The following is a 26,563-nucleotide window of genomic DNA, read 5'->3' on the forward strand; positions in this document are numbered from 1 at the left end:
GGGTTACGCCTTTCTCTGGCTGTTCGTAATGACGAACCCGTGCGGGGTCACGTCGTAACGGAAGTTCTTTTTCGCGGGCGCATCGTCGACCCCGCCGGCCGCCCACGGGTGGCACCGTGCAATTCGAGCGGCTCCGAGCGCCGACCCGATCACCACACCGTGTTGCTGGATCGCCGCGACTGCATATGCAGAACACGATGGATAATACCTGCACACCTCGCCATAAAGCGGTGAGATCACTGTGCGATAGGCCTTGAGTGCCGCGACGGCCGAGTTGCGGGGGAGAAGCAGCACCGAATCGACGACAGCGTTCATCGCGCATCCTTCGGCGCCATGGCGCGGGCAAGCTCGGCACTCAGATCAGCGAAGGATGCATCGGATGCCGCGGGAAGCGCTCGCACCACCACATCCGTTCCATCGCCGACCGTGGGAACCAGCGCGTAGGCAGCTGCCTTCAAGCGCCGACGGACACGGTTGCGATGAACCGCGTTGCCCACGTTTTTTGCAACAATGAACCCGAACCGCGGGGATCCGCCGTTCGGGTTCATCGTGATGTAGGTGACCGTGTTCGCCGCTGCACGCCTCTTGCCACGGCGCACTACGCGGCGGTAGTCGTCGCCGCGAGTAATTCGGTGCGAGGAGGCGAGCACGGAGAACCGTAGCTGCGCTGTTACGCGGAGAGCTCGGTGCGCCCCTTGCGGCGACGTGCGCCGAGGATGGCGCGGCCGGCGCGGGTGCGCATGCGCAGACGGAAGCCGTGCACCTTGGCGCGACGACGGTTGTTCGGCTGGAAAGTTCGCTTGCTCATAGTTTTCACTCCACTTGGGATCTCACTGCGACATCGGGATCACAGGGAAAGATTTAGCGCCCGGAGGCATACGTCAACTGATTAAAACTACGGCCTCGAAGCCGTGCGGTCAAACCGAGGGCAGACCAATCTACGATTATGGACGAACTCACGGGTAAAACGGATGCTGACACGCGGGGCCTCGTGGAGTAAATTTGCCCGAATCACTGCATGGTCGTTACCGTTGGGGAAGTTATCCCCAGCTTTCTGCGCCGAGTTCCCGATCATTGCGGGCATGTGCGAGCATCGGTGGATAAACCTGTGAATAACTTCCCGAGGATGTATGTCAGACGCTACCGATCCAACCACGCGCATGTGGCAAGACGTGCTCGGCGTACTCGCCACTGACGAACGCATCACGCCGCCTCTGCATGGCTTCCTCAATCTGGTCGTGCCGAAGGGCGTCATGGCCGGCACGGTCTACCTCGAGGTGCCCAACGAATTCACCGCTGGCCAGCTCAACATGCGCATGCGCGCACCGCTGCTGCAGGCGCTGACATCCCTCGAAGATCAATACGGCGCCAGCACGTTCGCCGTGGTCGTGAATCCCGAGATCATCGAGGAAGAGTACGAGGCCTACGCCGAGACCGCAGCAGCAGTGGGCGCGTCCGAGCCGCAGGGGTACATCGACACCCCGCAGTCGCAGTTCCCGGGCAACGGCATGGGTGGCATCAACGGCGTGAACGCCGGCGCGGGGGGCATGTCGCCATCCGAACCCGTTCTGCCGCCGCGCCAGAACGACACACGCCTGAACATGAAGTACTCCTTCGACAACTTCGTCATCGGACAATCGAACCGGTTTGCCCACGCCGCTGCCGTTGCTGTTGCCGAGGCGCCCGCCAAGGCATACAACCCTCTCTTCGTCTATGGCGAGTCCGGCCTCGGCAAGACCCACCTCCTGCACGCCATCGGTCATTACGCGATGAGCCTGTATCCCGGCGTGCGCGTGCGTTATGTGAGTAGCGAAGAGTTCACGAACGACTTCATCAACTCGATCGCCAACAACCGCGGCTCGGTGTTCCAGGCCCGTTACCGCGATATCGACATCCTGCTGATCGACGACATCCAGTTCTTGCAGGGTCGCGCCGAAACCCAGGAAGCGTTCTTCCACACCTTCAACACGCTGCACGACCACAACAAGCAGGTCGTCATCACGAGCGACCTGCCGCCCAAGGCGCTGACCGGTTTCGAAGATCGTATGCGTTCGCGCTTCGAGTGGGGCCTCATCACCGATGTGCAGGCGCCCGACCTCGAGACGCGTATCGCCATCCTGCGCAAGAAGGCGCAGAGCGAAAAGCTCCAGATCCCGGATGAGGTGCTCGAGTTCATCGCCACGAAGGTGTCGTCGAACATCCGCGAACTAGAAGGAACGCTCATTCGCGTGACGGCCTTCGCGAGCCTCAACCGCACCCCCATCGACATGGTGCTCGTGCAGACGGTGCTCAAAGACCTCGTCACGCTCGACGACGACAACGTCATCGCGCCCGTCGACATCATCAATACGACCGCGGCCTACTTCAAGCTCACCGTCGACGACCTGTATGGCTCGTCACGATCGCAGGCCGTCGCCACGGCGCGTCAGATCGCCATGTACCTGTGTCGTGAGCTGACCAACCTGTCGCTGCCCAAGATCGGTCAGCTCTTCGGCAACCGCGACCACACCACGGTCATGTACGCCAACAAGAAGATCGGCGACCTCATGCAGGAGCGTCGTTCCATCTATAACCAGGTGACCGAGCTGACGAGCCGCATCAAGCAGGGACACCGCTTCAACAACTGACGTGGGCGCCGACGGGCCGCGCGTCCGTCGCACGCCTTCCTGGCACCGACGTGCCGCGCCGTCCTTCCGTGTACTTAGTCGATGCGCTTGATCCTCCGATGCGCATCGACGTGTCCCTACGCTCCTTGCCGCGCTTGACGTGCCTCGCCGCGCTGGGGGCGTGGATGCCTGCCCGCCACCCGCTCCGCCGGCCCCGCTCTGTGCAGCGTCATGGATTGCGTAACCTCGAGCGCGCGCCACCCGCATCCCGCACCCCGAACCCGGAACCCCGAACCCCGAACCCCGAAAATCGTTCTCCAGAAACGATCCTGAGCACCCGGAGAACAATCAGTTGAGAGCCTCAGGACAACGCTTCGAAGGCTCCACGGCGGCGCTCCACCAGAACTTCGTGATTTCCCTCGAATTTTTTTGGGATGCCGACACCTCATGGGCTTCGACGCGTTTCACACAAGCCAACCTCACGCTTGCCGCCGAACCGGTGCCAAAACGTGCCGATCCGCCTCGAGTTATCCACAGGCTACGAAGTAATCCACAGGCTGGGGAGAGACGAATTACGGCCGTGTTACACAATGTGGACAACCTGTGGATAACTGTGGATTATCTCGGGCGTGTCTGTTGAAACTCGACCGCGGCCTGTGAATAGACCCGTGTTTATGCGGAATTGGCCGGCACCGGCATCCCCACCCGTTTCACACCCTGTCAACAAGTCACACGGTTGTAGTTCCCAGTGTTTGAGCGCTCTCCACCGAGTTATCCACATTATCCACAGGCGTTAACACCATTAACAGTTCTTTAAACATTTCTCTGGCCGACAACCTTTTGCGGCTGGGCCGAACGAGCGCGGTTCGTGGAACTACAGCGATCCAGGCATCCGGCTAACATGGTCACGACTCGTACCTCGAAATGACAGGGGAACCACTGTGCGATTTAGCGTCAACCGGGATGTCTTCAGCGAAGCCGTCTCGTTCGCCGTCAAGCTCCTGCCCCAGCGCACGACCCTCCCGATCCTGAGCGGTGTCCTCATCGACGCCCGCGAAGACGGACTCGTGCTCTCGAGCTTCGACTACGAGGTCTCCTCACAAACTCAGATTCAGGCAGACGTCGAAGAAGCCGGAACGGTGCTCGTCTCCGGCCGCCTCCTCGCCGACATCGCCAACCGTCTGCCCAACGCGCCCGTGCAGTTCAGCACCGACGAGAACCGCATCCTGGTGTCGTGCGGATCGGCCAACTTCACATTGCTCTCGATGCCCGTCGAGGAGTACCCGAGCGTTCCGCAGGTCGACGAGCAGTCGGGCCTCGTTCCTGCCGAGGAATTCGCCACGGCCGTCGCCCAGGTCGCCGTGGCCGCCTCCCGTGACGACGTCACCCCCGTCATCACGGGCGTGCAGCTCGAGGTCTCGAACAACTCGCTCGGCCTCGTGGCCACCGACCGATACCGCGTCGCCGTGCGCAACATCGATTGGGACAACGGAACCTCCGAGGGCGGCGACTTCACGGCGCTCGTCCCGGCCAAGACGCTGCAAGAGGTCGGCAAGACCTTCGGCCACTCGGGCACCATCTCGGTCAGCTTCACCAACAAGGACGACCGCGAGCTCATCGCTTTCAGCGCCGACAAGAAGACCGTCACGTCGCTGCTGATCAAGGGCTCGTTCCCGCCCGTGCGCCGCCTGTTCCCCGAGAACACCGAAAACTACGCGGTCATCAACACCGCCGAGCTCATCGAGGCCGTGCGACGCGTCTCTCTGGTACTCGAGCGCGAAGCTGCGCTCCGCTTCAGTTTCACCATCGACGGACTCATCATGGAGGCCGTCGGCAGCGAACATGCGCAGGCATCCGAGAGCATCGACGCTCTCCTCACCGGCGACGACATCGTGCTCTCCCTCAAGCCGCAGTTCCTCATCGACGGCCTGAACGCCGTTCGCAGCGAATTCGTGCGCTTCTCGTTCACCAAATCGGAGAACACGAACAAGCCGGGACCCATGTTGATCACGAGCCAGAGCTCGAAAGACCAGCCGGGCGCCGACAGCTACAAGTACCTGCTGCAGCCCAACCTGCTGCTGCGCTAAGTAAACAGAAGAAAGCGTGATTGCAATGCACATTGGCCTCATCGGTCTCGGCAAAATGGGAAACAACATGCGCACCCGCCTGCGCGAGGCCGGCGTCGAGGTGACCGGTTTCGACCGCAACCCCGATGTCACCGACGTTCCCACGGTCGAAGCGCTCGTCCAGGCCCTGCCGGCCCCCCGCACCGTGTGGGTCATGGTCCCGGCCGGCCAGATCACCGACTCCGTCATCGAAGAGCTCAACGGGCACCTCGAAGCCGGCGACCTCGTGATCGACGGTGGCAACAGCCGCTTCACCGAAGACTTCAAGCACGCCGCGCTGCTCGCCGAGAAGGGCATCGACTACATCGACGCCGGTGTCTCGGGTGGTGTCTGGGGTGTCGAGAACGGCTACGGCCTCATGGTCGGCGGTTCGGCCGAGCAGGTCGAGCGCGTCATGCCCGTGTTCGACGCGCTGCGCCCCGAGGGCCCCCGTGAAGAGGGCTTCGTGCACGTGGGTGAGGTCGGCGCCGGCCACTACGCCAAGATGGTGCACAACGGCATCGAGTACGCCATGATGCAGGCCTACGCCGAGGGTTACGAGCTGCTCGAGAAGCGCAGCGACCTCATCAAGAACGTTCCGGGAACGTTCGAGGCTTGGCAGCGCGGCACCGTCGTGCGGTCCTGGCTGCTCGAACTCCTTGTGCGCGCGCTCAAGGAAGACCCGACGCTCGCCAAGATCGAGGGCTACGTCGAGGACTCCGGCGAGGGCCGTTGGACCATCGAAGAAGCCATCGACAACGCCGTGCCCGTTCCGACGATCGCCGCGTCGATCTTCGCGCGTTTCGTGTCGCGCCAGGACGATTCGCCCGCCATGAAGGCGGTCGCGGCCTTGCGCAACCAGTTCGGCGGCCACGCGGTCAAGTCGAACGACTAACACCTCTGCCGCTGGGGCCGAGGCTCCAGTGACGGACGACGAGGGTAAGGTGACGGCGTGATCGTTCGGCACCTTACCCTCTCTGATTTCCGCAACTACGCGGCGGCCGATGTCGAACTCGCGCCCGGCACCAACCTCTTCATCGGCCGCAACGGCCAAGGCAAGACCAACCTGGTCGAGGCCATCGGATATCTGAGCACCCTCGGCTCTCATCGGGTGTCGTCCGATCAGGCCATGATCCGGGCCGGCCGCGATTCCGCAATCATCCGCACCCGCCTCGAACACAACGGGCGCGACCTGCTGGCCGAGGTGCAGATCAACCGGTCGACACCCAACCGGGCGCAAGTGAATCGCGGTCAGATCAAACCCCGCGAGCTGCCCCGCTACTTCTCGAGCGTGCTGTTCGCACCCGAAGACCTGGGCATCGTGCGCGGGGACCCCTCGGCCAGACGCAAATTCGCTGACCAGCTCATCGTTCTGCGCACGCCGCGCATGGCGGGTGTGTATGCCGACTACGACCGCACGCTGCGCCAGCGCAACACGCTCCTCAAGTCCGCCCGGGGCTCGGGGCTGAAGGAAACTCAACTCTCGACGCTCGAGGTCTGGGACGACAAACTCATCACGCTGGGCACCGAGATCATCGGCGCGCGCAGCCGGTTGGTGGCCGAGATGGCCGCGCCACTGCAGGATGCATACCGCTCCGTCGTGGGTGACGACCACGGTCCGCGCATCAGCCTGATCATGTCGGTCGACGGTGTGGATGCGGACGACGACGGTTTTCCGAATGCCCCGGCTCCGGCATCCGCTGCGTCTGGCGCTTCGGGTTCGGTTGGGGCAGAGTCTGCGTCGGATGGCGTCGGCAGCACGGCGTCGGCGACCGACGGTTCCGGTGCCGCACTGCCCACGCCGGCCGAGGTCACCGAGGCTTTCCGTCGCCGCATAGCGGAACGTCGCCGCGCCGAACTCGACCGCGGTGTGACGCTCGTCGGCCCGCACCGCGATGACCTCCTCTTCGAATTGAACGGCTTGCCGGTCAAGGGATACGCGAGCCACGGCGAATCGTGGTCGTTCGCGCTCTCGCTCAAGCTGGCTTCGGCCGAGCTGCTGCGCCGCGAATCCAACCTCGGCGACCCTGTTTTGATCCTCGACGACGTGTTCGCCGAGCTCGATCAGTCGCGTCGCCGCCGCCTGGCGGAGGCCATCTCCGGCTACGAGCAGGTGCTCATCACCGCGGCCGTGCTCGACGATGTGCCCGAGCAGCTCACGGCACGCACCGTGCGGATCGCCGCGGGCGAGATCGTCGGAACGAGCGACAACGCAGTGCTGAGCGATGACCCGACTGACAACCCGAGTGACAGCGCGGTCGCCACGGAGACCGACCGTGGCTGATAACACCGAAGCCGTGCGCGTGTACGAGCACTTCAAGGAGATCTTCGCCGGCGAACGCCCTCGATATAAGGGACGCAAACGGCGCGAGACCGTCGACGCCGACACCGTGCCCTATGGCAAGGGCCGCGAACCCCGCGGCCTCGGCGACGTCGTGATGTCCCTCACCTCCGAGCTCGGCTGGGACTCGCCCCTCGCGCAGAGCGAGCTCGTCGATCGGTGGGCCGAGCTCGCGGGCGAAGAGACCGCCAACCACTCGACCCCCGTGGGCGTCGAGGAAGGCGTGCTCATCGTGCAGTGCGCCTCCACCGCGTGGGCCACGCAACTGCGCATGATGCGCGTCGAGATCATGACCCACATCGTGAAGCGTTTTCCCGAAGCCGGGGTTCAGAGCATCCGCTTTCTCGGGCCGGACGTCCCATCCTTCAAACGGGGCCTCAGATCGGTTCAAGGGCGCGGCGTGCGCGATACCTACGGATAACCGGACAAAACAGGTCACCCACGCGAAAATAGTGGCTCAGATCGCCAAATACGCCCGTGAACTGGGACTCAACTGATAGAATCGACTGTCGAGTAACAGACGGTTTGGAGCCCAATTTCATATGTCATCAGAACCGAAAAGCGGTACGACGCAGCACGAATACGGCGCCAACGATATCCAGGTTCTCGAGGGGCTCGAAGCCGTTCGCAAGCGCCCGGGTATGTACATCGGTTCGACGGGCCCCCGCGGTCTGCATCACCTCGTGTACGAGATCGTCGACAACTCCGTCGATGAGGCCCTCGCCGGTTACTGCGACACCATCGACATCACGATCCTCGCCGACGGCGCCGTCCGCGTGATCGACAACGGTCGAGGCATCCCGGTCGACATCCACCCCGTCGAGAAGAAGTCGACCGTCGAGGTCGTGCTCACCATTCTGCACGCCGGCGGCAAGTTCGGCGGCGGCGGATACGCGGTCTCCGGTGGCCTGCACGGCGTCGGCAGCTCGGTGGTCAATGCCCTCTCCAAGAAGTTGGATGTCGCGGTGAGCCGCCAGGGCAACGTCTACCGTCAGAGCTTCCAGAACGGTGTGCCCGACGCGCCCCTCGAAAAGGGCGAGGCCACCGACAAGACCGGCACCACCATCACGTTCTGGCCGAACGACGACATCTTCGAGACCGTCGACTTCGACTACGACACGCTGCGCACCCGATTCCAGCAGATGGCGTTCCTGAACAAGGGCCTGAAGATCGCCCTGCGCGACGAGCGGGCCGGACAGGTCGTCATCGAGACCGGTGAAGACGCCGCGACCGAGGGCGAAGACGTCACGGTCGAGGAGAACGCCGAGCGTTCCGACGTGTTCCTCTACGAGCGCGGCCTCGTCGACTACGTCGAATACCTCAACCAGGCCAAGCGCTCCGAGATGGTGCACGACGACGTCATCTCGTTCGAATCCGAAGACACCGAGCGCAAGATCGCGCTCGAAGTGGCCATGCAGTGGACGACGGCATACACCGAGAGCGTCCACACCTACGCCAACACCATCAACACGCACGAGGGTGGCACGCACGAAGAGGGTTTCCGTGCGGCGCTCACGTCGCTCGTGAACAAGTACGCGCGCGAAAAAGGCATCCTCAAAGAGAAGGACGACAACCTCTCGGGTGAAGACGTGCGCGAGGGCCTGACGGCCGTCATCTCGGTCAAGCTCGGCGAGCCACAGTTCGAGGGCCAGACGAAGACCAAGCTCGGCAACACCGAGGCCAAGGCGTTCGTGCAGAAGGTCGCCGGCGATCAGCTGGGCGACTGGTTCGGCCGCAACCCGCTGCAGGCGAAAGAGATCATCCGCAAGGCCATGCAGGCCAATACGGCGCGCCTCGCCGCCCGAAAAGCGCGTGAGACCGCGCGCCGCAAGGGTCTGCTCGAGGGTGGCGGCATGCCCGGCAAGCTCAAGGACTGCCAGTCGAAAGACCCGTCCATCTCCGAGATCTTCATCGTCGAGGGTGACTCGGCCGGCGGCTCGGCGGTGCAGGGGCGCAACCCCGAGACCCAGGCCATCCTGCCGCTGCGCGGCAAGATCCTCAACGTCGAGAAGGCGCGCCTCGACCGCGCCCTCGGAAACGCCGAAGTGCAGGCCATGATCACGGCCTTCGGTGCCGGCATCGGCGAAGACTTCAACCCCGACAAGGCGCGCTATCACAAGATTGTGCTGATGGCCGACGCCGACGTCGACGGCCAGCACATCACCACACTGCTGCTCACGCTGCTGTTCCGCTACATGCGTCCGCTCATCGACCAGGGCTACGTCTACCTCGCGCAGCCGCCGCTCTACCGTCTCAAGTGGACGAACGCCGAGCACCAATACGTCTACAGCGACCGGGAGCGCGACGCCCTGCTCGCCGACGGAATCGCCGCCGGCCGCCGCATCCCGAAAGACAACGGCATCCAGCGCTACAAGGGTCTCGGCGAGATGGACTACAAAGAGCTCTGGGAGACCACCATGGACCCCCAGACCCGCACGCTGATGCAGGTCACGCTCGACGATGCCGCCGCAGCCGACGAGATCTTCTCCACCCTTATGGGCGAAGACGTCGAAAGCCGACGCACATTCATTCAGAAGAACGCCAAGGACGTGCGGTTCCTCGACATCTAACGGGCCCGCCCGCACGATGACGACGACCGCGAACTGAGTTAGACGAAGCGAACGAGAAAAGAAGACATGGCTGACGAAACCCCCACGACCGGCGACGCCGACGACCAGGCATCGACGCGCGAAGCCGAAGCGGACGCCGCCGCGGCCGAGGCCGCCGAAACGCTGCGCTTCAACCAGCACGGCCGCATCGACCAGGTCGACCTGCAGCTCGAGATGCAGCGCTCCTACCTCGACTACGCCATGAGCGTCATCGTGGGTCGCGCGCTGCCCGAGGTGCGAGACGGCCTGAAGCCCGTGCACCGACGCGTCATCTACGCCATGTTCGACGGCGGATACCGCCCCGACAAAGCCTTCTCCAAGTGCGCGCGCGTCGTCGGCGACGTCATGGGCCAGTTCCACCCGCACGGCGACTCGGCCATCTACGACGCGCTCGTGCGCCTCGTGCAGCCGTGGAGCCTGCGCTACCCGCTCGCGCTCGGCCAGGGCAACTTCGGTTCGCCCGGCAACGATGGCGCCGCCGCCCCGCGATACACCGAAACCAAGATGGCGCCGCTCGCCCTCGAGATGGTGCGCGACATCGACGAAGAAACCGTCGACTTCCAGGACAACTACGACGGCCGCACGCAAGAGCCCGCCGTGCTGCCCTCGCGCTTCCCCAACCTGCTCGTCAACGGTTCGGTCGGTATCGCGGTCGGCATGGCCACCAACATCCCGCCGCACAACCTGCGCGAGGTCTCCGAGGGTGCCCTGTGGCACCTGGCCAACTCCGAGGCATCCCGCGAAGAGCTGCTCGAGGCGCTCATGCAGCGCGTCAAGGGACCCGACTTCCCGACCGGAGCCCAGATCCTCGGCGTGAAGGGCATCCACGATGCCTACCGCACCGGCCGCGGCTCGATCACCATGCGGGCCGTCGTCAGCGTCGAAGAGATCCAGGGCCGCACCTGCCTCGTCGTCACCGAGCTGCCCTACCAGGTCAACCCCGACAACCTCGCCATCAAGATCGCCGACATGGTCAAAGACGGCAAGATCGGTGGCATCGCCGACATCCGCGACGAAACCTCCGGCCGCACGGGCCAGCGCCTCGTCATCGTGCTCAAGCGGGATGCCGTCGCCAAGGTCGTGCTCAACAACCTCTACAAGCACACCCAGCTGCAAGAGAACTTCGGCGCCAACATGCTGGCGATCGTCGACGGCGTGCCGCGCACGCTCGCGCTCGACGGCTTCATCACCGCGTGGGTCGCCCACCAGATCGAAGTCATCGTCCGCCGCACCACCTACCGCCTGCGCGAAGCCGAGGCCCGCGCCCACATCCTGCGCGGCTACCTGAAAGCGCTCGACGCCCTCGACGACGTCATCGCGCTCATCCGCCGCTCGCCCACCGTCGACGACGCACGCAAGGGCCTGATCGACCTGCTCGAGGTCGACGAACTGCAGGCCAACGCCATCCTCGAGATGCAGCTGCGCCGCCTGGCCGCCCTCGAGCGCCAGAAGATCATCGACCAGCACGACGAGATCGAACGCCAGATCACCGAGTTCAAGGCCATCCTCGCCAGCCCCGAGCGCCAGCGCGAGATCGTCTCAGAAGAACTCACCGAAATCGTCGACCGCTTCGGCGACGACCGCCGCACCGAGATCATGTTCGGCTACGACGGCGACATGAGCGTCGAAGACCTCATCCCCGAAGAAGAGATGGTCATCTCCGTCACGCGCGGCGGCTACATCAAGCGCACCCGCAGCGACAACTACCGCCAGCAGCACCGTGGTGGCAAGGGCGTCAAGGGCGCCCAACTGCGGGCGGATGACGTGGTCGACCACTTCTTCGTCACCACCACGCACCACTGGCTGCTGTTCTTCACCAACAAGGGCCGCGTCTACCGCGCCAAGGCCTACGAGGTGCAGGAGGCCGGCCGCGACGCCAAGGGTCAGCACGTCGCCAACCTGCTCGCCATGCAGCCCGACGAAGAGATCGCCGAGATCCTCGACATCCGCGACTACGAGGCCGCCAAGTACCTGGTACTCGCCACGCGTAACGGCCTCGTCAAGAAGACCGCGCTCACCGAATACGACACCAACCGCTCGGGCGGCATCATCGCCATCAACCTGCGCGAGGGTGACGAACTCGTCGGCGCGTTGCTCGTCGAAGAAGACTCCGACATGTTGCTCGTGTCGCGCCAGGGAATGTCCATCCGCTTCACGGCCTCCGACGAGACGCTGCGCCCCATGGGCCGGTCGACCTCGGGTGTGATCGGAATGAACTTCCGCGGCGACGACGAGCTGCTCTCGGCATCCGTGGTCAGCGATGAAGGATACGTCTTCGTCGTCACCGAAGGTGGCTACGCCAAGCGCACCTCGGTCGACCAGTACCGCCTGCAGAACCGAGGCGGAATCGGCATCAAGGTCGCCAAACTGAGTGAAGACCGCGGAGAACTTGCGGGCGCGCTGATAGTCCAGGAGGACGACGAGGTGCTCGTGGTTCTCGCCGGAGGCAAGGTGGTAAGGTCTGCCGTGGCCGAAGTTCCGGCGAAAGGCCGCGACACCATGGGGGTTGTCTTCGCTCGGTTCGCCGAAGAAGACAGAATCATCGCCCTCGCGAAGAACAGCGACCGGAATCTTGAGGTAGCGGAAGCAGACGTTCCCGCAGCCGAGATCGAGCCGGTCGCCGAGGCGGAGAAGGAAGAATAACCACATGAGTACTGTTGCCGAGAAGCTGGCCAAGAAATCGACCAAGCGACCCAGCACCAAGCAGGTGCGACTGAAGCTCGTCTACATCGACTTCTGGTCGGCCGTGAAGCTGTCCTTCCTCGTCGCCGTCGCCCTCGCGGTCATCACCATCGTGTTCTTCTTCCTGGTGTACACGGTGCTCGATCGCACCGGTCTCTTCGGCGAGATCGACAAACTCTACGAGACCGTCGCCGGTGAAGGCATGACCCTCACCGACCTCTTCGGCCTCGGACAGGTCATGGGATTCGCCGTCGTGCTCGCCATTCTGAACCTCGTCGTCATCACCGCGCTCGGCGCGATCACGGCCGCTCTCTACAACCTGAGCGTCAAGATCACGGGCGGTCTGCTGGTCGGATTCACCAACAACTGACCACAAACGGGGCAGGAGCGGCGCCGATTTACGAATCCCACGGAAATCCGGTAATGTCTAACCTGCCCAGACGGGGCTATAGCTCAGGCGGTTAGAGCGCTTCGCTGATAACGAAGAGGTCCCAGGTTCAAGTCCTGGTAGCCCCACTCGGGGAACGTCACTGATTCTCACCAATCACAACAATCCCCAACGGGGACGTAGCTCAATTGGCAGAGCACCTGCTTTGCAAGCAGGGGGTTAGGGGTTCGATTCCCCTCGTCTCCACCCGTAATATTTCTGAACCCGCCGGTCCCCGCCCGGCGGGTTTCGTCGCTTAACGCGACGATCTGGGTGCGACGCTTTTGCGCAGCCGTCACAGGGTCCACAGGCGCGCAGTGAGGCATGACTTCCGCTCAGAAGCGGCACTCTCACGACGGTCATTTCGCTGGGTCCCACGAGCGCGTAGGAAGGCGGGAATAGATTTGCGTGGGGGGTGTTGGAGTGATTGTATGCAAATGCATAGACATGGAAAGAGGCGATGAGCATGCAGTTCGGCATCTTCACGGTGGGCGACGTCACCACCGATCCCACGACCGGGTACACACCGACCGAGGGTGAGCGCATCCAGTCGACCCTGCGCATCGCGCAGAAGGTCGAAGAGGTGGGCCTCGACGTCTTCGCGACCGGTGAGCACCACAACCCGCCCTTCGTGCCCTCCTCGCCCACCACCATGCTGGGCTACATCGCGGCGAAGACCGACCGCATCATCCTGTCCACGTCGACGACGCTCATCACCACGAATGATCCGGTGAAGATCGCTGAAGATTACGCGATGCTGCAGCACATCGCCGGCGGCCGCGTGGACCTCATCATGGGCCGCGGCAACACGGGGCCCGTCTACCCGTGGTTCGGCAAAGACATCCGCCAAGGCATCCCGCTGGCCATCGAGAACTATGCGCTGTTGCACCGCCTGTGGCGCGAAGACGTGGTCGACTGGGAGGGGCACTTCCGCACGCCCCTGCAGGGCTTCACGTCGACGCCCCGGCCTCTCGACGACGTGCCCCCCTTCGTGTGGCACGGCAGCATCCGCAGCCCCGAGATCGCCGAACAGGCGGCCTACTACGGCGACGGGTTCTTCGCGAACAACATCTTCTGGCCCAAGGAGCACTACATGCGCCTGATCCAGCTCTACCGCCAGCGCTTCGAGCACTACGGTCACGGTCGCGCCGACCAGGCGATCGTCGGCCTGGGCGGCCAGGTGTTCATGCGCAAGAACTCTCAGGATGCCGTGCGCGAATTCCGCCCTTACTTCGACAACGCGCCCGTCTACGGACACGGTCCCTCACTCGAGGACTTCACCGAGCAGACGCCCCTGACCGTCGGCAGCCCGCAGCAGGTCATCGACCGCACGCTCGAGTTCCGCGAGTACTTCGGCGACTACCAGCGCCAGCTGTTCCTCATGGACCACGCCGGACTGCCCGAGAAGATCGTCATGGAGCAGCTCGACCTGCTGGGCGAAGAGGTCGTGCCCGTGCTGCGCGCCGAGTTCGCCAAGCTGCGGCCGGCCCACGTTCCCGAGGGTCCGACGCACGAGGCGCTGGTTCTTGCTCGCGACTCCGAGCTCGCAGCCGCTGCAGGCGCACAGAGCGACGCTGCGGCATCCACTGACACTGACTCACGTTCTACCGACGCCCAGCGCGTCGTGGCCTAAGGAGGGCCGTCATGACCGAGAAGAAGATCGTCGTGCTGAGCGCCGGACTGAGCAACCCCTCGTCCACGCGCCTCTTGGCCGACCGGCTTGCGGATGCCACGGTGTCGCGTCTGGCCGAGAGCGGCGTCGAGGCATCCGTTCGTGTCATCGAGCTGCGCGACCACGCGCTCGACGTGACCAAGAACCTGCTGACGGGGTTCCCTTCGGCCGAACTACGTGAGGCGCTCGACGCCCTGTCGGCGGCCGACGGCATCGTGGCGGTAACGCCCATCTTCAGCACGAGCTACAGCGGTCTGTTCAAGTCGTTCATCGACATCCTCGATCGCGAGGCGATCGTCGGCACGCCCGTGCTGCTCGGGGCGACCGGGGGCACGACGCGACACTCACTCGCGATCGACTACGCCATCCGCCCGCTGTTCACCTATCTGCACGCGGCGCCCGTGAGCACCGGAGTGTTCGCGGCCAGCTCCGACTGGGGCGACGGCGCCGACACGGTGGCCGACCTGCCTTCTCGCATCGCGCGCGCGGCCGGTGAGTTAGCCAACGCCGTGATCGGTTCGTCACCGCGGACGCCGCAGGCCGACCCGTTCGCGCTCGAGATGTCGTTCGAGGACATGTTGCGGGCCCAAGGGCAGTAGCCCCGCCCATGTGAGGTTGACCGTCGTGGAGGGTATCCCCGCGTCTGACCCCGGGATGCCCGCGTAGGCTGTGCGCATGGACATTCGGGTTGCGGCATACGGTGTGATCATCGAGGGCGACAACATCCTGCTCGCCCACTGGAACGAGCGCGGGCACGACGGCTGGACGCTTCCCGGCGGCGGCATCGACCCCGGTGAAGATCCCTCGGATGCCGCGGTGCGCGAGATCTTCGAAGAAACGGGCTACGAAGCCGAACTCGACGGCCTCATCGGCATCGACTCCTATGTCGTGCCGGCGACGCGGCGGCTCGACCCGGCGGCGCAGGGTCCGTTGCATGCCATCCGCATCCTCTACCGCGCGCACGTGACAGGCGGCGACCTCACGTTCGAGGAGGACGGCTCGACGGACTATGCCGCCTGGCATCCGTTGTCGGCGCTCCCGACGCTCAAGCGCGTGGGCCTCGTCGAGGTGGCGATGCGCATGCTCGATGAGACACTCTGACCGACCGAGACAGAGGGGCGGCTGCTCAGCCGCCTCGCAGATGCGCGGTAGACATCGCTCCGCGTCGGTGCCGGCCGGCGCTGCCCCACCCGGCGGTGGAACGAAAGAAGGGCGCACCCTCGGTGAGGATGCGCCCTTCTCGGCGTGACGGCCGCGACCTGGCGGAGCGGCCGAACGATCGTTACAGGTTCGGCAGAACCGGCTCTTCTTCGGCGACCCAGAGCTCGTCGTCGGCGCGGAAGGTCTGCCAGACGGCGTAGGCCACTCCGGCAGCGGCGACCACGCCGACACCGATCGCGATGACCGTGCCCGCGCCGGGACCCTTCTTGACGGGCGGCTTGCCCTGCAGGCGGTTCAGCGCTGAGCGAACACGGGTGTCCTTGGCGATGTCGCCGACGCTGAGGACAGCGCCGAGCGCCGTGCCGACAGCGGGGAGGACGTTCTTGTTGAACGCCCGGTTGGCCTCGTCGGCCACTTTGTGCGTGACCTTCACGCCGCGGTCGACGACCGGGGCGAGGCGCTGGTCATAGGCTCCGCGAACGACGGGAGCGACCTGCTCGCGGCTGTAATTTCCCAGTTGACGGCCTGCTTCTCGCGCGACGGCGTTGGCGTGGTCAAGGATTTCCTGCTGCGACTGCCACAGATCGTTGGCGTGGTTCTTGAGCCGTTTCAGCTCCTTCTTGCGCTTGCGTGACAGACTCACTGCTGACCTCCATCGATCATCGATTTCGTGCGGACGAATGCCCCCATCTTGCCATTGAATGCTCGGAGAGGCACATGGGTTGCGCAGGTATGCATGTGTAAGAATTGGGAACATGTCATCGCACACCGCTGTCGCAACGCTCCACACCAACTATGGCGACATCGTCGTCAACCTGTTCGGCAACCACGCACCGAAGACCGTGAAGAACTTCACCGGCCTCGCAACGGGCGACATCGAGTGGGTCGACCCCACCTCCGGTCAGCCCACCAAGCGTCCTCTCTATGACGGTGTGATCTTCCACCGCATCATCCCCGGCTTCATGATCCAGGGCGGCGACCCCCTCGGCACCGGAACGGGCGGCCCCGGCTTCCAGTTCGACGACGAGATCCACCCCGAGCTCGGCTTCACCGAGCCCTACATCCTGGCCATGGCCAACGCCGGCACCATCGGCGGCAAGGGCACCAACGGTTCGCAGTTCTTCATCACCGTCGGCCCGACCACGTGGCTGCAGGGCAAGCACACCATCTTCGGCCAGGTCGCCGACGACGCCAGCCGCAAGATCGTCGACAAGCTCGCCGCCGTCCCCACCGACGCGCGCGACCGCCCGCTCGACGACATCGTCATCCAGAACGTCACCGTCACCGAGGCGTAAGCCCCGACTGGCGCGACCAGCGCTTCCGCGGCCTCGGCGCCGAATCTCTGCTCCTCCAGGAGCGGGTTTCGGTTCCGGGGCCGTTTTTCTTACCGCACGTCGTCGATCCGCCCCAACCTCGAGGAGCTGAAGGTTCGCATGAGCCAGGCCCAACCCGACCGCGACAACTTCTGCTACCGGCATCCCGATCGTCAGAGCTTCGTGCTCTGCCAGCGGTGCGGTCGCACCATCTGCGGCGAATGCCAGACCCCGGCCGCCGTCGGTGTGGTGTGCCCCGAGTGCATGGCCGAGCAGCGGCGATCGGCGCCGCGACAGGTGCGCCCCACCATCCTCACCGCGTCGTCTGAGGCGCCGGTGGTCACCTATGCGATCATCGCGATCTGCGCCGTGGTCTATGTGCTGCAGCTCGTGACGGGCAACCTGGTCACGAATGCGCTGTCGTATGCGGGCGCCTACTCGATGCCCGGCATCGGGGTTCCTTTCGAGCCGTGGCGCATGCTGACCGCGGCGTTCGTGCACGGCAACTTCCTGCACCTGGCGCTCAACCTCTACACACTGTTCCTCTTCGGCCGCATCCTCGAGCCGATGCTGGGGCGCGTGCGTTACCTCGCGCTCTACCTCATGTCGGCGCTCGGCGGTTCGGTGGCCGTGATGTTCCTGGCCAGCCCGTTCCAGGGTGTGGTCGGTGCATCCGGTGCGATCTTCGGGTTGATGGGCGCGTTCCTCGTGATCCAGCGACGACTCGGCGGCGACATGACCGGCCTGCTCGTGCTGGTGGGCATCAACCTCGTGATCGGCTTCGTGCCCGGGTTCGGCATCTCGTGGCAGGCGCACCTCGGTGGGCTGGTCGTCGGCGCGATCATCGGCCTCATCCTGTTCGAGACACGCCGCCGCAACCAGAAGAATACGCAGATCGCGCTGCTCATCGCCGTTGCCGTCGTGCTCGTCGCCGTGAGCCTGATCTACGTCTTCGTGTAGACCAACACAAAGTTATCCACAGGTTTATTAACACTGGGGATAATTACACCCGTGTAATTGCGGTAAGGGCGCTCGGGAGTCCCACGCAGCCCCAAAGACACGAAAAAGCCGCCGCACCTGGTTCTCAGGATGCGGCGGCTGATGTTCGGCAGCGCGAAAACGTGTGTGGTGGGACCCGCTAGCGCCAGCGTGTCGTCATGAGGAAGCCGATGAAGGCGATGCCGAAGCCGACCGCGATGTTCCACGACGCCAGCGCGGGGATGGGCAGAACGCCCTGGCTGACGTAGAAGACGATGATCCACGCGAGGCCCACGAGCATGAAACCGAACATGACCGGCTTGAACCACACGGGGTTGGGAGCCTGCTCGCCCGATCGCTCGGTGTCGGATGCCAGGGGCTTGGTGTTCTGCTTGGTGCGTGCCATGCCGCCCATTGTAGCGGGAGGATCGACCCCTTCGCTGAGTGAACGGTGCTGGTGGGGGCGCGCTTCCGCCGGGTGCCCGCGACGCTCCCACGGCACTCGCAGGGTTTGCGTCATACGCGCTCGGTAGAATCGCCACCATGACCACTGCCCACGGCACACCTGTGACCCGCCGCGAGCGTCGCACCCGCAAGACGGCCAAGCGGCCGCCCAAGGTGACGTTCCTCGGCGTGCTCGGCGAGCTTCTCTTCACCGCCGGACTGCTCGTCATGCTGTATCTGGTGTGGCAGCTGTGGTGGAACGACATCGTGGTGCGGGCTGAGCAGGACCGAGCCGCGTCTCAATTGAGTGAGAGCTGGGCAGGCGATCTGGGCGACTTGCCGACGTCCGAGCAGACTGACTTCGGTGCGCCAGCTGTCTCGCCGGATCCTGCCGACGGAGAAACATTTGCCGTCTTACGCGTGCCCCGTTTCGGAGAGAGTTACTTTTCGGAGATCGCCGGCGGCGTCAGCAAGGCACGCACACTCGACAAGATCGGCATCGGCCACTACCCCGACACGCAGGTGTTGGGAGAAAACGGCAACTTCGCGCTGGCGGGTCACCGCAACACCTACGGCAAGCCCCTCAACCAGATCGCCGAGCTGCAGGTGGGCGACTCGATCATCGTGCAGACGAAGCAGGGCTGGTACACCTACAAGTTCCGCACCCTCGAGTACGTCACGCCCAAGGCCGTCGACGTCTTGAACCCGGTGCCGCAGACCGAGGTCACCGAGATGACCGATTCGTTCATCACGCTCACGAGCTGCAACCCCAAGCTGTCCACGGCCGAGCGCATCGTCGCCTACGGCGTGTTCGACTCGTGGCGCCCGACCGAGGCCGGCCCACCGGCCGAGCTCGCGGCGCAGAAGTAGCACCCACACTCATCGAGTAAGAAGAGGACAAGACATGTACGGAGCGTTCTGGCGCATCCTGCCCGGCCCCTGGTGGATCCGGCTGCTGATCGTGCTCGTGATCGTCGCTATCGTGTTGTATAGCCTCGTCACGTGGGTCTTCCCCTGGGTTCAAGAGCTCACCAACGCGACGGATGTCACCGTAGGAGGTTGACCGCATGACCCGAGTACTCGTCATCGATAACTACGACAGCTTCGTCTACACCCTCAACGGCTACCTGCAGCAGCTGGGTGCCGAGACCGAGGTGTTGCGCAACGACGCCTTCGCGGCGGCCGATTCCGCGGCGAAGCTCGCCGAATACGACGCCGTGCTGGTGTCGCCCGGCCCCGGCAAACCGTCGGATGCCGGCGTCTCCATCCCCATGGTCAACGCCGCACTCGCTTCGGGTACGCCCCTCTTCGGCGTGTGCCTCGGCCACCAGGCGATCGCCGAAGCCTTCGGCGCCACCGTCACGGTCGCCGAAGAACTCATGCACGGGAAGACGTCGCTCGTGGAGCACGACGACAGCATCATCTACGACGGCGTTCCGCAGCCGTTCACGGCCACGCGCTACCACTCGCTGGCCGTCGTCGACGGCACGACGCCCGCCGAACTGACCGTGACCAGCCGCACGCAGGGCGGCGTCATCATGGGTGTGCAGCACGAGAGTGCGCCCATCTACGGCGTGCAGTTCCACCCCGAGAGCGTGCTGACGCAGGGCGGCTACCAGATGCTGGGCAACTGGCTCGCGGCATCCGGTCTGCCCGAGGCCGCTGTGACGGCGCGAGGACTCAGCCCCCTCGTTCAGCTGTAGGGCTACATCTCGCGCTTTCTGCTGTGACGTTGAGGCACGGCTGTCGACCGCTAGGACCGCCGTGGCTGCGGGGATATGAGCCGCGTGAGGTCCGCCTGGGCTGCGGGGATATGAGCTGCGCTAGCCCTCGTCGGGGGCCGGGGCGGACGGCGTCGAGGGTGCGCCACCCGAGCAGTAGCTGAGCTCGATCGTCGAGCCCTGGGGGACGTCTCCGGGAGCCAGCGACTGGTTCGTGACGGGGCTGTTCGCCTGCGCCGGGCACGACGGGTCGGGCTTCGGAGCGACCGTGAGGCCGATGGCCGGGTCGGACATCATCTCGGTGGCGACCGACAAGATCTGGCCGCGGACATCCGAAATGGTGACGAGGCCCGACGACACGATCAGGTTGACGGTGCTGCCCTTTTCGACCGGCGTGCCAGCAGCGGGATCCGACCGCATGACCGTGTCGGCGGGAACCGTGGGAGAGTTCTCTTTGTTCTGGGAGCCCGCGACGAGGCCCGCGGCCTGCAGGGCTTGCACCGCGGCATCCGTGCCCTGGCCCGTGACCTCGGGTACGACGGCCTGCTCGGGGCCCGAAGAGACCGTCACGCGCACGCTCTGCTCGCGCGGCACCTTGAGGCCCGCGGCGGGGTCGGTGCGGATGACGATGCCGGGGTCGACGGTGTCGCTGGCCTCACGCTGCACGACGGGGACGAGATCGAGCCCGTTGAGGGTGTCGAGGGCGTCTTGTTCGGCGACGTTGACCACGTTGGGCATGGTGCGGGTGTCGGTGGGCAGCGTGGAGCCCGTGGGCAGCGTGACCACCCAGAACATGACCGCGAGGAGCATGACGGCGACGGCGGCGATGCCCGCCCAGATCCAGACGACCGGGGGGCGGCGCTGCGTGCGTGTGACCGTGGTGTCGGTGGTGAGCTGACGGAGCGCCTGCTCGGTGCTGGTGGACGTGGGGACGGCCGTGCCGAAGAGCGCCGTGCTGGCGTCCTCCTGTCGGCGGTAGAGCGGAACCTTGCCCGAACCGGCGAGCACGAGGTCGTCTCGGAACTCGGCGGCCGTCTGGTAGCGGTCGTTGCGGCCCTTGTGCAGCGCGCGAAGCACGACGACATCGAGGGCGGGCGAGACCTGCGGGTTGACCGAGGACGGCTTGACCGGCGTCTCGCTGACGTGCTGGTAGGCGACGGCAACCGCCGTGTCTCCGCGGAACGGCGCGCGACCCGTGAGCATCTCGAACAGGACGACGCCCGTCGAGTAGAGGTCGGTGCGTGCGTCGACCGTCTCGCCCTTCGCCTGCTCGGGCGAGAAGTAGGCGGCCGTGCCGAGGATGGCGGTGGTCTGCGCGACCGTGGTCGACGAATCGGAGACGGCCCGGGCGATGCCGAAATCCATGACCTTCACCCGACCGTCGGGCGTGATCATGATGTTGCCGGGTTTTATGTCGCGGTGCACGACGCCCGCGCGGTGCGAGTACTCGAGTGCGGTGAGGATGCCCTCGGAGATGCGCACGGCCTCGGTCTGCTCGATCGGCCCCTCGGCGATCATGGCCTTGAGGGTGCGGCCCTCGACGTATTCCATGACGATGAACGGCTCGCGCACGGTGCGGCCATCTGCGGCGGTCGTCGTTTCTTCACCCGCGTCGTATACCCGCACGATGGTGGGGTGCGCCATGCGCGACGCGGCCTGCGCCTCTTGGCGAAAACGGGTGCGGAAGGCGGGATCGGTCGCGAGCTCGGAGCGGAGGATCTTGATCGCGACCGTGCGCCCCAGGCGCGTGTCTGTGCCCCGGAACACCTCGGCCATGCCCCCGTGACCGATGAGGTCGCCGACGAGATAGCGTCCGGCGAGGACGCGTTGATCGTCAGCCACGCAGGTACTCCTTCTCTTCGACGATCCGGCCTCCCCAAGGGGAGAGGATCGTGGTCGTCTTAGCTTTTGATACTAGGTCAATTAGTCGGCGTGGGTGTCGGCTGCGACGTGTCGGCGATCGTGGCGTTGGCCGACGGCGACTGCGAGCTCTCGCCCTCATTGCAGAATGCCGAGTAGGACGCCGTGAAGGCACCGGGGGCGTCGTTGATGAGCACCTGCGCGCTGTTCGACTTCACCGCTCCGCCGGGTGCGTTCTGCACGACCCCGCCGGAGGTGGTGAGGCGGTATCCCGTGAGCTCCTGGCCGGCCGGGCAGCCGGTGAACGTGGGCCAGGTGACCGTGACCGTGGAACCCGGGGCGAGGGTGCACGCGGCGCCCGAGCATCCCGAGATCGTGGGGGTGGTGGTGGGCGTGGGGATCTGAGCGATATCGCCGTAGACCGTGACCGTGACGACCGAGCCGCGCGGGAGGTTGCCCTCGGGTTCGATCGAGTAGACCGTGCCGACGTCGTCGGAGGTCGATGCCGCGCTTCCGACGGCGCGCTTCGACGCGAGGCCCAGCTGCTGCAGGCGCGCAGCGGCTTCGTCGTAGGTCATGCCCACGAACTCGGCCTGGTCGACCGCGATGAGCGACGGCGTGGGCGTCGACGACGGGGTGGGCGTCTCGGCCGGCTGCGAAGCCGTCTCTGACGGCACGGGTGTGGTGCTGGGGTCGGTGGACGCGTTGTTCTGGTTCATCAGGGCGATGAGCGACAGCACGAGCACGATGACGAGCAGGCCGACGAGGGCGATGAGCGGCCACGTCCACGGGCTGCGCTTCTTCTTCTCGGGGTCGATGGGCGTGGGCGCGGTGGTGACGGGCGGCTCGGATGCCGTGAGCAGCTGCGTCGCGTCGTCGGCACCCCCGGCGGCCAGCAGCGTGGTGGCCGCGTCGGAACCGGCGGCGACACCGGCGATGGCGGGCACGGCGATGGTGGCGGCCGTGATGTCGCCGCGACGCAGGGCCTGAGCGGCGCGGGCGACGTTGGCCGCCGTGGAGGGACGATCGGCCGGCTTCTTGGCGATCATCGACATGACGAAGCGGCGCACCGGCTCGGAGACGGTGACGGGCAGGTCGGGCGGCATCTCGTTGATCTGCGCCATGGCGATGGCCACCTGCGACTCGCCCGTGAAGGGGCGTCGGCCGGCGAGCGACTCATACGCCACGATGCCGAGCGAGTAGATGTCGGTGGTGGGGGATGCGGGGTGCCCCGACGCCTGCTCGGGCGACAGGTATTGCACCGTGCCCATAACCTGGCCGGTCGCGGTCAACGGAACCTGGTCGGCGATGCGTGCGATGCCGAAGTCGGTGATCTTGACGCGGCCGTCGGGCGTGATGAGCAGGTTGCCCGGTTTGATGTCGCGGTGCACGAGACCCGCGGCGTGCGCGGCCTGCAGGGCGGCGGCCGTCTGGGCCACGATGTCGAGCACCTTGTCGGCCGGGAGCACGTTTTCGCGCTCGAGCAGGCTCGACAGGGCTTCGCCCGGGACGAGTTCCATGACGAGGAAGGCGCTGCCGTCTTCTTCGCCGTAGTCGAAGACGTTGGCAATGCCCTCGTGGTTGACGAGCGCCGCGTGTCGGGCCTCGGCGCGGAAACGCTCGAGGAAGCCCGGGTCACCCAGGTATTCGTCTTTCAAGATCTTGATCGCGACGGTGCGGCCGATCACCTGGTCGGTGGCCTGCCATACCTCTCCCATGCCGCCGATGGCGATCCGGGACTCCAGCTCGTATCGCCCACCGAAGGTGAGCCCTGCTGTGGGTCTCATTTGTTCAGCACCGCCTCCATGACTTTCTTGGCGATCGGAGAAGCCACGATGTTGCCCGAGCTGTGCCGCCCGAGGTTTCCATCGTTCTCCACCACGACCGCCACAGCGACCTCGGGATTCGCAGCCGGCGCGAAACCGGTGAACCACAGCGTGTACGGATCGTCATCACCGTTCTGCGCGGTTCCGGTCTTACCGGCCACGTCGACCCCCTCTATTCTTGCATTGTTGGCCTGGCCGGTATCGACGTTGGCGATCATCATCTGGGTCATCTGCTTGGCCACATCCTCTGAGATCGCGGTTGATTTGACGCTGGGTTCGAACGTTTGCAGCGCCTCGAAGTTTCGGCCGACGACGCGGTCGACGAGGCTCGGGTTCATGACGTCGCCGCCGTTGGCGATGCCGGCCGAGACCATGGCCATCTGCATGGGCGTGGCGCGCACATCGGACTGTCCGAAGGCCGACAGCCCGGTCTGCGGTGCGTTGAGGTCGTCGGGGTAGACGCTGCCCTCGACGGTGGTCGGGATGTCGAAGCCGCTGTTGAAGCCGAACTTCTCGGCCTCGGCTCGGATGACGTCGTCGCCGAGCTTGATGCCGAGCTCGGCCATGGGCACGTTGCAGCTCTGACGCAGGGCTTCGGCGATGGTCACCGTCTCGCCCGGGCCGCAGGCACCGCGTGTGAAGTTGAAGACCTCGGTGGAGGTGCCCGGCAGTGTGTAGGAGACCGGGTTGGGCAGCTCGGTGTCGGGCGTGTAGTCGCCCGTGGAGAGCGCGGCCGAGACGACGACGAGTTTGAAGGTCGACCCGGGCGGGTTCATGTTGCCCTGGATGGCGCGGTTGATGAGCGGCTGCAGCGGGTCTGCGTTGAGCGCCCGGTATTGCTCGAGGACCTGTTTCGAGTCGTGCGAAGCGAGCGTGTTGGGGTCGTAGTCGGGGCTCGTCACCATGGCGAGGATCTTGCCCGTCTTGGGGTTCATGGCGACGACGGCTCCGCGGCGGTCGCCGAGGGCATCGGACGCGGCCTGCTGCACGACGGGGTCGATCGTGAGCTCGACGGCCGCGCCGCGGGGCGCCTGGCCCGCGACGATGCGGTTGAGCGTGTCGAAGAACTGCGTGTTGCTCGTGCCCGACAGATACTCGTTCATCGAGCGCTCGATGCCCGTCGAACCCTGCGTGGGGTTGTAGTAGCCCGTGACGGCCGAGTAGAGATCGGCCTGCGGGTACTGCCGCTGGTACATGAACTCGTCGCCCGTCGGCACCGATTGCGCCACCACGGTGCCGTCGCTCGCCAGGATGGCGCCGCGCTCGACGTCGTAGGAGTCGTAGAGGGCACGCGTGTTGCGGGCATCCTTGGCGAGGGCCTCTGCCTGGATGACCTGGATGACCGTGGTGCTGCCGAAGAGGGCCAGGAACATGGCCAGGACGACGACGCTCAGGCGCCGGAGTTCGCGGTTCATGCCGACACCCCCTGGTTTCGTTTGACGCTGTCGCTGAGGCGCATGAGCAGCGCCACGATGATCCAGTTCGCCACCAGCGACGACCCGCCGGCGGCCAGGAACGGTGTCGTCAGACCCGTGAGGGGGATGACGCGCGTCACGCCTCCGACCATGATGAAGACCTGCAGGGCCACCGTGAACGAGAGTCCGACGGCGAGCAGCTTGCCGAAGTCATCCTGGCTCGAGAAGCCGATGGCAATGCCGCGCGAGACGAGCAGCAGGTAGAGCGCGAGGATGGCGAACACGCCCGCGAGGCCGAGCTCTTCGCCGAGGCTGGCGATGATGTAGTCGCTCTCGGCGAGGGGCGTGATCTGGGGGCGACCCTGGCCGAGGCCGGTGCCGAGCAGTCCGCCGTGGGCGAGCCCGAAGATGCCCTGCAACAGTTGGAAGCTGCCACCCTGCGCGTCGTAGGCCTGTTGGCTGAAGGCATCCAACCAGTTGTTGAATCGCCCGTTGACGTAGGTGAGGGATTGGCTGGCGATGGCCGCGCCGCCGAGGAACAGCGTGAGGCCGATGAGCACCCAGCTGAGGCGGGCGGTGGAGATGTAGAGCATGACCGTGAAGAGGCCGAAGTAGAGCAGGGCCGTTCCGAGGTCGCGCTGGAAGACGATGATGGCCATCGAGAGGGCCCAAACCACGAGGATGGGGCCGAGGTCGCGCAGGCGCGGGAAGCGCATGCCGAGGAACTTCTTGCCCACCATGGCGAGGCTCTCGCGCGTGCGCACGAGGTAGCCCGCGAAGAAGATGGCGAGGGCGATCTTGGCGATCTCACCGGGCTGGAAGCTGAGGACGCCTCCGATGCCGACCCAGACGCGCGCGCCGTTGACCTCGCGGCCGATGCCGGGGATGAGCGGCAACAGCAGCAGCAGGAACGCGAGGAGGCCGAACACGTAGGTGTAACGGAAGAGGACGCGGTGGTTGCGCACCACCAGGATGACGACGATGGCGGCCACGATCGCGATGGCGCTCCACACGATCTGACGCGTGGAGAATGCGCTCCACCCCGCGTATTTCTCGGCGATGTCGAGGCGGTAGATCATGGCGACGCCCAGGCCGTTGAGCACCGTGGCGATGGGCAACAGCAGCGGATCGGCGTTGGGGGCGACATAGCGCAGGCACACGTGCAGGGCCAGCACGAGAACGCACAGGCCCGCGCCGAGCATGAGCAGCTCGGGTTCGACGGCGCCGAGGGCTCCCAATTGCACGAGCACGAGGGCCGAGAGGTTGATGACGCTCGCGAAGATCAGCAGCGCCAGCTCGCGGTTGCGCAGCTTCTTGGGCAACCGCAGCTTCTTCATCGTGCGGATGACGCCTGTGTCGGCCTGGAACTCGTTCGTGCGGTTCTGCACGTCGACGACGGGGCC

25 protein-coding genes and 2 tRNA genes are annotated in these 26,563 nt (G+C 65.3%); 18 read left to right on the top strand and 9 right to left on the bottom strand.

Features of this window, described 5'->3' with window-relative positions; all coding sequences use genetic code 11:
• Positions 1–3: 3 nt before the first annotated feature.
• The 3 genes from yidD to rpmH are packed head-to-tail and all read right to left on the bottom strand — an operon-like array spanning position 4 to position 808.
• Positions 4–315, bottom strand: a complete 312-nt coding sequence (yidD, locus tag ACUWEX_RS00210) for a membrane protein insertion efficiency factor YidD (protein WP_077054621.1) — start codon at positions 313–315, stop codon at positions 4–6.
• Complete coding sequence (gene rnpA, locus ACUWEX_RS00215) at positions 312–650, bottom strand: ribonuclease P protein component (RefSeq protein ID WP_079726310.1); 339 nt, start codon at positions 648–650, stop codon at positions 312–314. The genes yidD and rnpA overlap by 4 nt, the downstream gene beginning before the upstream one ends.
• Before the next feature lie 20 nt (positions 651–670).
• Positions 671–808 (bottom strand): 50S ribosomal protein L34, encoded by a 138-nt coding sequence (gene rpmH / locus ACUWEX_RS00220; protein ID WP_010204566.1) that lies wholly within the window; start codon positions 806–808, stop codon positions 671–673.
• A gap of 445 nt (positions 809–1,253) precedes the next feature.
• Between rpmH and dnaA the strand changes: the two genes are divergently transcribed.
• From dnaA to ACUWEX_RS00285, 13 genes are all read left to right on the top strand, one after another.
• Positions 1,254–2,627 carry a chromosomal replication initiator protein DnaA gene (dnaA, locus tag ACUWEX_RS00225; protein ID WP_407668747.1) on the top strand — a complete coding sequence of 458 codons (1,374 nt, stop codon included), beginning with the start codon at positions 1,254–1,256 and terminating at the stop codon, positions 2,625–2,627.
• A gap of 920 nt (positions 2,628–3,547) precedes the next feature.
• Positions 3,548–4,693 carry a DNA polymerase III subunit beta gene (dnaN, locus tag ACUWEX_RS00230; RefSeq protein ID WP_077054618.1) on the top strand — a complete coding sequence of 382 codons (1,146 nt, stop codon included), beginning with the start codon at positions 3,548–3,550 and terminating at the stop codon, positions 4,691–4,693.
• Positions 4,694–4,718: 25 nt separating this feature from the next.
• Positions 4,719–5,606, top strand: a complete 888-nt coding sequence (gene gnd / locus ACUWEX_RS00235) for a phosphogluconate dehydrogenase (NAD(+)-dependent, decarboxylating) (RefSeq protein ID WP_079726312.1) — start codon at positions 4,719–4,721, stop codon at positions 5,604–5,606.
• Between the two features lie 57 nt (positions 5,607–5,663).
• Positions 5,664–6,995 carry a DNA replication/repair protein RecF gene (locus ACUWEX_RS00240; protein ID WP_445996722.1) on the top strand — a complete coding sequence of 444 codons (1,332 nt, stop codon included), beginning with the start codon at positions 5,664–5,666 and terminating at the stop codon, positions 6,993–6,995.
• Entirely contained in the window at positions 6,988–7,473 is a 486-nt protein-coding gene (locus ACUWEX_RS00245) for a DUF721 domain-containing protein (protein ID WP_179100230.1), read from the top strand. The genes ACUWEX_RS00240 and ACUWEX_RS00245 overlap by 8 nt, the downstream gene beginning before the upstream one ends.
• Positions 7,474–7,594: 121 nt before the next feature.
• Entirely contained in the window at positions 7,595–9,622 is a 2,028-nt protein-coding gene (gene gyrB, locus ACUWEX_RS00250) for a DNA topoisomerase (ATP-hydrolyzing) subunit B (protein ID WP_079726315.1), read from the top strand.
• A 66-nt stretch (positions 9,623–9,688) separates the two neighbouring features.
• Positions 9,689–12,304: a DNA gyrase subunit A gene (gene gyrA / locus ACUWEX_RS00255; protein ID WP_445996723.1), complete on the top strand. Its 2,616-nt coding sequence runs from the start codon at positions 9,689–9,691 to the stop codon at positions 12,302–12,304.
• Between the two features lie 4 nt (positions 12,305–12,308).
• Positions 12,309–12,713 carry a DUF3566 domain-containing protein gene (locus tag ACUWEX_RS00260; RefSeq protein WP_077054613.1) on the top strand — a complete coding sequence of 135 codons (405 nt, stop codon included), beginning with the start codon at positions 12,309–12,311 and terminating at the stop codon, positions 12,711–12,713.
• A 72-nt stretch (positions 12,714–12,785) separates the two neighbouring features.
• Positions 12,786–12,859: transfer RNA gene (locus ACUWEX_RS00265), tRNA-Ile, on the top strand.
• 45 nt (positions 12,860–12,904) lie between these two features.
• Positions 12,905–12,977, top strand: a tRNA-Ala gene (locus ACUWEX_RS00270).
• Positions 12,978–13,236: 259 nt separating this feature from the next.
• Positions 13,237–14,403, top strand: coding sequence for an LLM class flavin-dependent oxidoreductase (locus ACUWEX_RS00275; RefSeq protein WP_445997586.1), 1,167 nt, complete (start codon positions 13,237–13,239; stop codon positions 14,401–14,403).
• Between the two features lie 11 nt (positions 14,404–14,414).
• Complete coding sequence (locus ACUWEX_RS00280; RefSeq protein ID WP_445996724.1) at positions 14,415–15,041, top strand: FMN reductase; 627 nt, start codon at positions 14,415–14,417, stop codon at positions 15,039–15,041.
• 76 nt (positions 15,042–15,117) lie between these two features.
• On the top strand, positions 15,118–15,543 hold the full coding sequence (locus ACUWEX_RS00285) for an NUDIX hydrolase (RefSeq protein ID WP_445996725.1): 426 nt from the start codon (positions 15,118–15,120) through the stop codon (positions 15,541–15,543).
• 181 nt (positions 15,544–15,724) lie between these two features.
• Here ACUWEX_RS00285 and ACUWEX_RS00290 read toward each other — a convergent pair whose 3' ends face one another.
• Positions 15,725–16,246: a hypothetical protein gene (locus ACUWEX_RS00290; protein ID WP_077054610.1), complete on the bottom strand. Its 522-nt coding sequence runs from the start codon at positions 16,244–16,246 to the stop codon at positions 15,725–15,727.
• A gap of 112 nt (positions 16,247–16,358) precedes the next feature.
• Here ACUWEX_RS00290 and ACUWEX_RS00295 point away from each other — a divergent pair, with 112 nt between their 5' ends.
• Positions 16,359–16,898: a peptidylprolyl isomerase gene (locus tag ACUWEX_RS00295; protein ID WP_077054609.1), complete on the top strand. Its 540-nt coding sequence runs from the start codon at positions 16,359–16,361 to the stop codon at positions 16,896–16,898.
• Between the two features lie 138 nt (positions 16,899–17,036).
• Positions 17,037–17,876 carry a rhomboid family intramembrane serine protease gene (locus ACUWEX_RS00300; protein WP_079726320.1) on the top strand — a complete coding sequence of 280 codons (840 nt, stop codon included), beginning with the start codon at positions 17,037–17,039 and terminating at the stop codon, positions 17,874–17,876.
• Between the two features lie 178 nt (positions 17,877–18,054).
• On the opposite strand, the gene ACUWEX_RS00305 is transcribed toward ACUWEX_RS00300, so the two are convergent.
• Positions 18,055–18,300, bottom strand: coding sequence for a cell division protein CrgA (locus ACUWEX_RS00305; protein WP_077055528.1), 246 nt, complete (start codon positions 18,298–18,300; stop codon positions 18,055–18,057).
• A gap of 137 nt (positions 18,301–18,437) precedes the next feature.
• On the opposite strand from ACUWEX_RS00305, the gene ACUWEX_RS00310 reads away from it, so the two are divergent.
• From ACUWEX_RS00310 to ACUWEX_RS00320, 3 genes are read left to right on the top strand one after another with little or no spacing between them, the layout of a single operon-like run.
• Positions 18,438–19,208, top strand: a complete 771-nt coding sequence (locus ACUWEX_RS00310; protein WP_445996726.1) for a class E sortase — start codon at positions 18,438–18,440, stop codon at positions 19,206–19,208.
• Positions 19,209–19,242: 34 nt separating this feature from the next.
• Complete coding sequence (locus ACUWEX_RS00315) at positions 19,243–19,401, top strand: hypothetical protein (RefSeq protein WP_179100253.1); 159 nt, start codon at positions 19,243–19,245, stop codon at positions 19,399–19,401.
• 4 nt (positions 19,402–19,405) lie between these two features.
• Complete coding sequence (locus tag ACUWEX_RS00320; RefSeq protein WP_079726322.1) at positions 19,406–20,041, top strand: anthranilate synthase component II; 636 nt, start codon at positions 19,406–19,408, stop codon at positions 20,039–20,041.
• Positions 20,042–20,161: 120 nt separating this feature from the next.
• On the opposite strand, the gene pknB is transcribed toward ACUWEX_RS00320, so the two are convergent.
• The 4 genes from pknB to ACUWEX_RS00340 form a co-directional block, all read right to left on the bottom strand.
• Complete coding sequence (gene pknB / locus ACUWEX_RS00325) at positions 20,162–21,901, bottom strand: Stk1 family PASTA domain-containing Ser/Thr kinase (protein WP_079726323.1); 1,740 nt, start codon at positions 21,899–21,901, stop codon at positions 20,162–20,164.
• Between the two features lie 77 nt (positions 21,902–21,978).
• Positions 21,979–23,706: a protein kinase domain-containing protein gene (locus ACUWEX_RS00330; RefSeq protein ID WP_445996727.1), complete on the bottom strand. Its 1,728-nt coding sequence runs from the start codon at positions 23,704–23,706 to the stop codon at positions 21,979–21,981.
• Positions 23,703–25,160, bottom strand: coding sequence for a peptidoglycan D,D-transpeptidase FtsI family protein (locus ACUWEX_RS00335; protein ID WP_077054603.1), 1,458 nt, complete (start codon positions 25,158–25,160; stop codon positions 23,703–23,705). The genes ACUWEX_RS00330 and ACUWEX_RS00335 overlap by 4 nt, the downstream gene beginning before the upstream one ends.
• Complete coding sequence (locus ACUWEX_RS00340) at positions 25,157–26,497, bottom strand: FtsW/RodA/SpoVE family cell cycle protein (protein WP_445997587.1); 1,341 nt, start codon at positions 26,495–26,497, stop codon at positions 25,157–25,159. The genes ACUWEX_RS00335 and ACUWEX_RS00340 overlap by 4 nt, the downstream gene beginning before the upstream one ends.
• Positions 26,498–26,563 lie beyond the last annotated feature (66 nt).

Source organism: Okibacterium fritillariae (assembly GCF_052783725.1).